This is a genomic window from Aquiflexum sp. (genome assembly GCF_041749095.1).
GTDB lineage: Bacteria > Bacteroidota > Bacteroidia > Cytophagales > Cyclobacteriaceae > Aquiflexum.
In genome coordinates this window covers 1-7,879 of record NZ_JBGTCA010000271.1, presented here as the reverse complement: position 1 = coordinate 7,879, position 7,879 = coordinate 1, and the positions used below count along the sequence as shown (strand labels likewise).

At 38.7% G+C, this 7,879-nt stretch carries 7 protein-coding genes and 1 pseudogene; 3 read left to right on the top strand and 5 right to left on the bottom strand.

Features of this window, described 5'->3' with window-relative positions:
* Window positions 1–475: 475 nt before the first annotated feature.
* Window positions 476–1,237: a glycosyltransferase family 2 protein gene (locus tag ACEW8O_RS12820; protein WP_373495021.1), complete on the bottom strand. Its 762-nt coding sequence runs from the start codon at window positions 1,235–1,237 to the stop codon at window positions 476–478.
* Between the two features lie 304 nt (window positions 1,238–1,541).
* Here ACEW8O_RS12820 and ACEW8O_RS12815 point away from each other — a divergent pair, with 304 nt between their 5' ends.
* Complete coding sequence (locus tag ACEW8O_RS12815) at window positions 1,542–2,384, top strand: rhamnan synthesis F family protein (RefSeq protein ID WP_373495020.1); 843 nt, start codon at window positions 1,542–1,544, stop codon at window positions 2,382–2,384.
* Window positions 2,385–2,394: 10 nt separating this feature from the next.
* Window positions 2,395–3,204 carry a DUF4422 domain-containing protein gene (locus ACEW8O_RS12810; protein ID WP_373495019.1) on the top strand — a complete coding sequence of 270 codons (810 nt, stop codon included), beginning with the start codon at window positions 2,395–2,397 and terminating at the stop codon, window positions 3,202–3,204.
* Between the two features lie 60 nt (window positions 3,205–3,264).
* Here the strand turns inward: ACEW8O_RS12810 and ACEW8O_RS12805 are convergent, their stop codons facing one another.
* Together ACEW8O_RS12805 and ACEW8O_RS12800 are read right to left on the bottom strand one after the other, a co-directional pair.
* A complete protein-coding gene (locus ACEW8O_RS12805) occupies window positions 3,265–4,041 on the bottom strand; it encodes a class I SAM-dependent methyltransferase (protein WP_373495018.1) in 777 nt (258 codons plus the stop codon).
* Between the two features lie 19 nt (window positions 4,042–4,060).
* Window positions 4,061–4,221, bottom strand: a pseudogene (locus tag ACEW8O_RS12800) (transposase); the annotation flags it as partial.
* Between the two features lie 225 nt (window positions 4,222–4,446).
* Here ACEW8O_RS12800 and ACEW8O_RS12795 point away from each other — a divergent pair.
* Window positions 4,447–5,178: a hypothetical protein gene (locus ACEW8O_RS12795; RefSeq protein WP_373495017.1), complete on the top strand. Its 732-nt coding sequence runs from the start codon at window positions 4,447–4,449 to the stop codon at window positions 5,176–5,178.
* A 137-nt stretch (window positions 5,179–5,315) separates the two neighbouring features.
* On the opposite strand, the gene ACEW8O_RS12790 is transcribed toward ACEW8O_RS12795, so the two are convergent.
* Both ACEW8O_RS12790 and ACEW8O_RS12785 read right to left on the bottom strand, forming a co-directional pair.
* A complete protein-coding gene (locus tag ACEW8O_RS12790; RefSeq protein WP_373495016.1) occupies window positions 5,316–7,478 on the bottom strand; it encodes a molybdopterin cofactor-binding domain-containing protein in 2,163 nt (720 codons plus the stop codon).
* A gap of 2 nt (window positions 7,479–7,480) precedes the next feature.
* On the bottom strand, window positions 7,481–7,879 hold a 399-nt coding region (locus tag ACEW8O_RS12785; RefSeq protein ID WP_373495015.1), incomplete at its 5' end, for a (2Fe-2S)-binding protein.

The following is a 7,879-nucleotide window of genomic DNA, read 5'->3' as shown; positions in this document are numbered from 1 at the left end:
TCAGCATATTCAATTCTCTCCAAAAGTTCCGAAAGGGCTAATGCGCTGTTTTCGTTTTTATTTTTTCCATCCCCGATGGAAGCTGCGGCAAAACTGTCTATTCCAATTTGCATGATTTTTTTTAGACGTGAGATATGAGATATGAGACGTGAGATATGAGAAATGAGAGGCGAGAGCCGAGAAGCGATAAATTAGAACCAAAAGCCAAGAAACAAGAAACAAGAAACAAGAGCCAAGAAACAAGAACCAAGAAGGGAGATCCGAGAAGCGAGAAGCGAGAAACGAGAAAAGAAGCGAGAGCCAAGTCGAGAAACCAGAACCAAGAAGCGAGAGTCTAGAATCGGTAAATTCCAATATCAACACAATAGCTTTCAGTCCTAAATGTCATCCTTCATCCTTCATCCTTTATTTATCCTTTCTCCTTCCCCCTGCCCAAATCTAAAATCTACCTTCTTTCCTTCATCCTTCCTCCCTGCTAAAACCACCCGCTCACCTTATTGATCACCTCTGACAAGGACCGGGGGTTTCGGAGGGGGCCTCCGATCTGTTCTTTCAAGAAATCGATGTGTTTTTCGTTGATGAGGTCAATGGTTTTTTGTTTTGCCTCTTTATCGGTGGATTTTCTTCTTGATCCTTCTCTGATTCTATAATAAAAACCGGTGATGGGAAGCTTGACCACTTCCCCTCCTGATTTTAACATATTGATCCAAAATTCCCAATCCTCCCCCCAAGTCATTCGGGGATCATATCCTCCACATCTTTCCCAATCACTTTTTCTATAAAGTGCGGAAACAAAGATCATATTGTCCAATGCCAATGCTTTTCTGGAAAAAGGTTTGAGTTTCCACTGCCCGGATTTGTCTCCGAATTTTTCTGCCTCACAATATACAACCTTGACATTTTGGTTTTTTTCGAAAATTGTAACCGCCTCTTCGATGTAATCCTTACTGATTTTGTCATTTCCATCCAATGGCAGGATATATTTCCCCCTAGCTGCTTTGATGCCTACATTTCTTGCATTTGCCGGGCCTGCATTTTCCTGCATGATGACATGGATCTTTTCAGGATGTTTCTCATGGATTTTAAGAGCAATCTTAGCTGAATGGTCATGACTGCCGTCATCCACAATAATTATTTCGAAATTGGAATAATTGCTGTTGAGGACAGAATTTACAGTTTCTTCCAAAAAAAGAGCCTGATTGTAACAAGGGATAATAACACTGGTTAATGGGAGCATCGATATGGTTTTTCAGATTGGCTAAAGACCAAAAATAATTCCAAACTGTTGAAAATTCGAGGATATTTTGATATTATGTTATAGCATGTTCCTCCATGTGATATTAGATCAGAAAATCAGAAAAAAATCCGTAACCGCCAGTGAGTAATTTGTCAGCTTTAGATATACTGCATGCTTTGTAATATGGTCATTATGTTTCTTATCTTTAAACGAGAAACAACCTGTAACATACACCTGCAACATAATGACATTTGTTGTTAAAATTTGTTACTTGCAACCATGCGGAAACAAATAAAATTTAATAATGATAAAGCAAAAAAAAATGAAGCTTTGTGTTTTTATACATTTCAGTAATGATAATTTTATCCCTAAATACGTCCAAATCTATTTAAAGGAATTGGTCAGACATTTTGATGAAATTATCCTGGTGACAAACAAAAGGGCAATCCATTCAGGAGTAGGTGAGCTGCATTCCAAAATTCGTCTTCAGGAAGTAACCAATGAAGGTTATGATCTGGGGATGTTTTACAAAGCGTTTCAAACCCTGGAATTGGATAATTATAGCCAAATAGCCTGCATTAATGATTCAAATATCCTTTTCAACGTATTGGACCGCATATTTGAATGGGGGAAGGTGAATTCATTTGATTTTTGGGGCTTAATAGATTCTTATCAAGAACCCTGGTTTTCGTCCCATCAAGACAGTTATCATATTCAAAGTCATTTTCTTGTTTTTAATAAAAAGGCCATAGAATTGCTTCCCGGGTTTTTCCAGTCTCTAAATCTCAATCACCTTTTTCAGGAAGAGAATAAAAAATTATTGCGCCGAAAGGTAATTGATAAATGGGAAATAGGTATTACGCAGTATATGGTTAAATCAGGCTTGTCTGTAGGAAGTTTTTATGACAGTAAAATTGTTCAATTACAAAACAATATTAAAAAGGACATTAATTTGAGCCATAATCAGTATGCCAGTTTGATTGAATCCGGCTATCCCCTTATAAAAAAGAAAATCATTATGAAAAACAGATGGATAATGGATTTTCTTAGGCCAAGATTAAAATGGGATATTTTATTGTTAAAACATGGTCACCGGGAATGGAAAATTGTACAATTAATACAGGAACTGACAAGTATGAAAAAGTAGGAAATTTTGTATGGATAATATTGATGCAAATATTTATGTAATTCATTATAAAAGAGGAACCATAGTAAAAAATGACGGCTTCTATAAACCATTAATGTCGGGAAATTTTTTCGCCAAGGAAAAAGAGCCATACATAGGGGATGATACCCATGCAAACATTTCTGATAAAAACCGTTATTTCAGTGAATTAACCGGGATATACTGGGTTTGGAAAAATACCCATCACCACATTACAGGTGTATGTCACTATCGCCGGTTTTTTACAGTGCATCCTGAGCCTTTTCTTTATCAATTGAAACGTTATTTATATCCAATAGTAGGTATTGGTAAGAAAAGATTTGGACTGATTTATACCAAGGATGTTGAAAATTTTAAATCCAAAATATTAACCAAAAAGGAGCTGTTGGAAATTTTTAGCCGTTATGATGGTGTTTTACCTCAGGCCAGAAGCTTAAATTATACCGTGGAAGAGCATTACCGCCGTTATCATGATATCCATGACCTATACCTTTTGAGATCAATTCTGATGGAAAAATATCCGGAATACCTCGAGGCCTTTGAAGCTGTGTTAAGAGGGAAAAGTCTATATGCAAATAATATATGCATACTCAAAAACCCCCATTATGAAAGTTTCATGGAATGGTGGTTTGATATGATTTTTGAATTTGAGAGAAGAACGGATATGAAAAAATATGTTGGGTACCAAAAAAGAATAATCGGTTTTATTGCTGAGCGCTTGCTTACCGTATGGTTCAAAAAAAATCAAATAAACTGCAAGGAATTGCAATTAATCTATTTTAAAAGCTTTAAATCAGAATAATATAGGATAGATGTTCTAATGTGGAGCCCGACCCCCAGAAACCTAATCAGTTTTATTAGTTCAGCTTTGGCTTTTTCCTCTTCCAAATAATCTTTCTAATATATTTCCCTTATTTTTGACTCCCACTTTACTAGATGTTTTTTGAACCTCTGCGAGGCTTTTCTTAAGTTTTTTGGGAATTTCAAAACTAGGTGTACCCGTTTGTTCATCGTGAGGTTTTTTTCTATTTTTCTTCTCGATCACCAAAATACTGTCATAATAATGAATTGAGTCCACTTTTTCGGTAAAATTGTTGACTTTCAGGTCGTTTTCCTTGGAGTGGTGGGCATTCAATTGATCAATAAAATTCTTGCTATATTCAATAAAAGTACCTTCCCTTTTGAACCCCCCTCCGAATTTCGGCCAGTAGGAGGTATGAAGGTCCTCGCAAAGGTAAACCCCATTATCCCGAACATGGTCAAATAGAACTTCAAAAGAAACAATTTGTTGTTCCATGGTATGACCACCATCATCAATTAAAATATCAACGGTAGGAATGGCTTTTTTGACTTCTTTTAGAAATTTGGGGTCTGATTGAGAACCTATAAATATTTTGATATTATCCTCTTCCAATTCCTTGCACAAAGGATTGATGTCTATACCATAAATCTTGGCTTTTGGACCAAAGTACTCTTTCCACATCTGAAGGCTTCCTCCATGTGAAACGCCTATCTCAAGGATGGTAATTTCCTTATTCCTAAACCTTGAAAAATGCCTTTCATATATATCAAAATAATGAATCCATTTATGGATCAGACGGCCTTTATTCTCCCTGAAATATTTTTCTAAATCGTTCATTTTGTTATGTTTATCCGCATTACTGCACGTATGGATGAACAGCTACAACAACCAATCGGCAAAAAAATTTTCACCAAAATATCTTCGGTTTAGCTTGTATACAAATTCATTGAGGTAGTTTTGTAAATATTTATATGTGATCATGTGATGGATTCCCAAGTGGTTTCTTTTAAGGTTTGTTTAAAAGTTCCAAAAAAATATTTTTACGAAATATATATAATTATAATTTAAAAACAAGCATTTGGTCTTGGTGTGCTCCACCACTAATTTTTCAAGGTCTACTTTGGAAGTGTTTTTATCCGAAAATAAAACTGATTCCGGCTCAATTGATTCTTCTACAAACTCTTCCACAGTTATTATTCGTTGTATCGTACTTTACCTATTTTTAAGGAAAAATTTAATAATATGAAAAATAATATTCTCTTAGTTATAATACATTTACCGATATTTTTATTAAGCTGTTCTTCCGGTAGAGATAAAGAAGCGGTTTCACTCATTGAAAAATCCATCGAAGCACATGGAGGACAATTGGCCTGGGACAGGTTACAGGTTTTTTCCATGGAGAAAGAAAGTTGGTTGTATTTTGAAGATGGGCAGATTGAATCTCACTCCTTACAACAAAATGAGTTCAGACTCAGACCTTATTTCGAAGCAAAAATGTCCTGGGAAAAAGACAGCATCACCCACAAAGTGATATTTGATGGAATAAGAACTCAATATTTGATGGGTGAAAATGAAATTCTAAATGAAGGATTTCTTCGCAGCAAAAAAAAGGATATTGATGCAGCATACTATGTCATGACCAAGCCTTTTGACTTGCTGGATGAAGGTAAAAATCTTACTTATATTGGATTATCCAAACTATCTGATGGGAGGTCAGTTGAGACTGTCAAAGTGGTAGATGGAGATCCTGACAACCCTCAAACAGACATTTGGTGGTATTTTTTTGATCCCGAAACTTTTAGACTAATTTCCTACAAAACCAAAACTTCAGACCATTTCAGTTTGGTGTATAATGTAGAATGGGACAATTCTACAGGAATATTTTTTCCGGCAAAAAGAGAGAGTTACAGAGTTGATTCTTTGGGGAATCATCTGTATCTGCGTGCTGAATATGCTTACAGAAATTATAAGTAAAGGTTAATCCAACTTTGTCAAGTTAATTTTTGAAGGAAGAAACCTGCCAGGTTTTAGAGGTGTAAATGCTACAGATTCACAGATCATCGGTTAAAAACCTGGCAGGTTTTTAGACCATTTCACAAGATATAGTAGGACTATCCCAAAGCCTCCAACACCTTTTGTGGTGTAAAGGGCATGTGTCTCAATCGCTTTCCTGTCAGTGCGGCAAATGCATTAGAAACTACTGCACCCATAAAAGGCAGACCTGCCTCGCCGATGCCTGTTGGTTTTTCGGTGGAGGGAATGATTTCGATTTCAATGCTTTCGGGAGCATCTTCCATCCGTAATATGGGGTAATCGTGAAAATTGCTCTGTTGGACTTCACCATTGGAAAAGGTGATGCTTTCCATCATCACGCTGCTGAGTCCCATGACCAATGAACCTTCCACCTGGGCTTTGGCATTGTCAGGATGGACTACAATACCTGCATCCAAGGCACACCAGATTTTATGGACTTTGATTTTTCCGCTTTTTCGGTCCAGTGAAATCTCACAGACTCCCGCTGTCAGAGAATTGCTACGTTCGGCGAAGCCAATTCCCCTTGCCCTGCCTTCCGGGAGTTTCTCTCCCCAATTGGACATTTTGGCAACAGTTTCTAAGACTTTGAGTTCCCGTGGATGATTTTTCATCAGTTGTCTCCTTAATTCCAAGGGGTCTGTTTTTTGGTCAATCGCAATTTCATCCAGAAAGGTTTCTATGGCAAATTTGTTGGGGCCGTGCCCCACAGCCCGCCAGTGTTTGGTCCTGACTCCATGGTCAATATTTCTGACTTCGATATGCTTATTTGGGATGTCATAAAAAGGAATATCCGCACCGGAACCGAGCAAACCTCCTCCTGTACCTACCACTACATGTTTCCAGGCTTTGATCTGACCTGATGCATCTATCCCTGCTTCCAACCGCTGTAGGGAGATTGGTCTGAATGCTCCGAACTGAATATCATCTGTTCGGGTCCAAATCAATTTCACAGGCAGATTAACTGCTTTGGAAAGGTCAACTGCTTCCAGAATATAATCATTCATTGATCGTCTACCAAACCCTCCACCCAAGTAACAGGGATGGAGATTCACTGCTTTGAAATCAATGCCAAGGTGATTGGCGATTGCCGACCTTGCACCATCCGCCCCTTGGGTACCGGCCCATACTTCTGCCTGACCATCCTTAACCCAAGCGACGGCATTAAGTGGTTCCATTTGGGCATGATAGACATAATCATTCTTATAATCCGCACGGATCACTTTTCTGGTGTTGGGAATTTCCCTGGAGAAATCCCCTATACTTGCCACCATATTGCCGGAATTGCCTGATTCTGCCAATACTTCATATTCCTGGTAAGCAGATTGGCTGTTATGGTTTTCTGCTTTGGACTGACCTGTCCAATTGATTTCTGCGTTATTTTTTGCCTGTTGTGCTGCTTCCATACTATTGGCAATGAATCCGATTCCGTAATCCAATTTAACTATTTCCAGTAATCCCGATATTTTTCTTAAATCATCTTCATTTTTTAACTCAGGCTTGGTACCGTTTACAGGCGATCGGTTGATCATGGCATAGACCATGTTGGGAACATGGATATCCATGGAATAGATCGCTGATCCGTTTACTTTTGCAGGGATGTCATACCTTTGGAAATCTTTGCCTATCAACCTGAAGTCAGCTATTTTTTTCAGTTTATTCACAGGAATCTCGGGCAATTCATCCGGGAATTTTGCAAATGAAGCAATTTCACCATAAGATATTTTCTTGCCTGTTTTGGGATGAATGACCATTCCAGGTGCGGTTTCCAGTTCATCGATATTTACTCCCCACTTTTCAGCAGCATTGCTAATCAACACAAACCGCACTTGAGCACCGGATTGCCTGAGATTTTCAAAATGACCACTTACAGATCTGCTTCCAACAGTCAACATACTTCCACCTCTTCCACCGCCTCCCCAGGGGATCCCATAGATTTCGGGTTCCACAGGTGAATGTTCGATTTTTACCTTGGACCAGTCTGCATCCATTTCTTCCGCGATTATTGCCGGCAAAGCGGTCATCGTACCCTGACCCATTTCAGCAGCAGGGTTGAATATTGTCACCGTACCATCTGTACTGATATGCACCCAAGCAGACGCCTTCACCTCGTTGGCAATGGATTTTTCATCTTTCCGGACAAATGCAGGGATCCCAATTCCTGCTACCAAAAAAGTCAAACCACCACCTCTTTTCAGGAATTTTCTCCTCGAAATCGTATTTTCTTTCAATTCATTTTCCATGATCAGCTATTTTGGATGGTTTTTTCTATTGCTTTCATTATTCTCACATAAGTGCCACATCGACAGAGTATAGGATTCATGTGCTTGATGATTTCCTGACTGTTAGGGTTTGGGTTTTTCTTCAACAATGCCGCTGCCTGCATGATCTGACCGGAATGACAATAGCCACATTGTGGTACCTGTTCCGAAATCCATGATTTCTGCAAAGGGTGGGAATTGTCTTTGGATAGGCCTTCAATGGTAGTGACCTCTTTGCCTTTCACAGATGACAAGGGTATTACACAGGCTTTCACCGGATTGCCATCTAAATGAACTGTACAGGCCCCGCATTGGGAAACCCCACAGCCATATTTTGTACCGGTCAGTTGCAATCTTTCCCGTAAGGTCCAGAGCAGATTGGC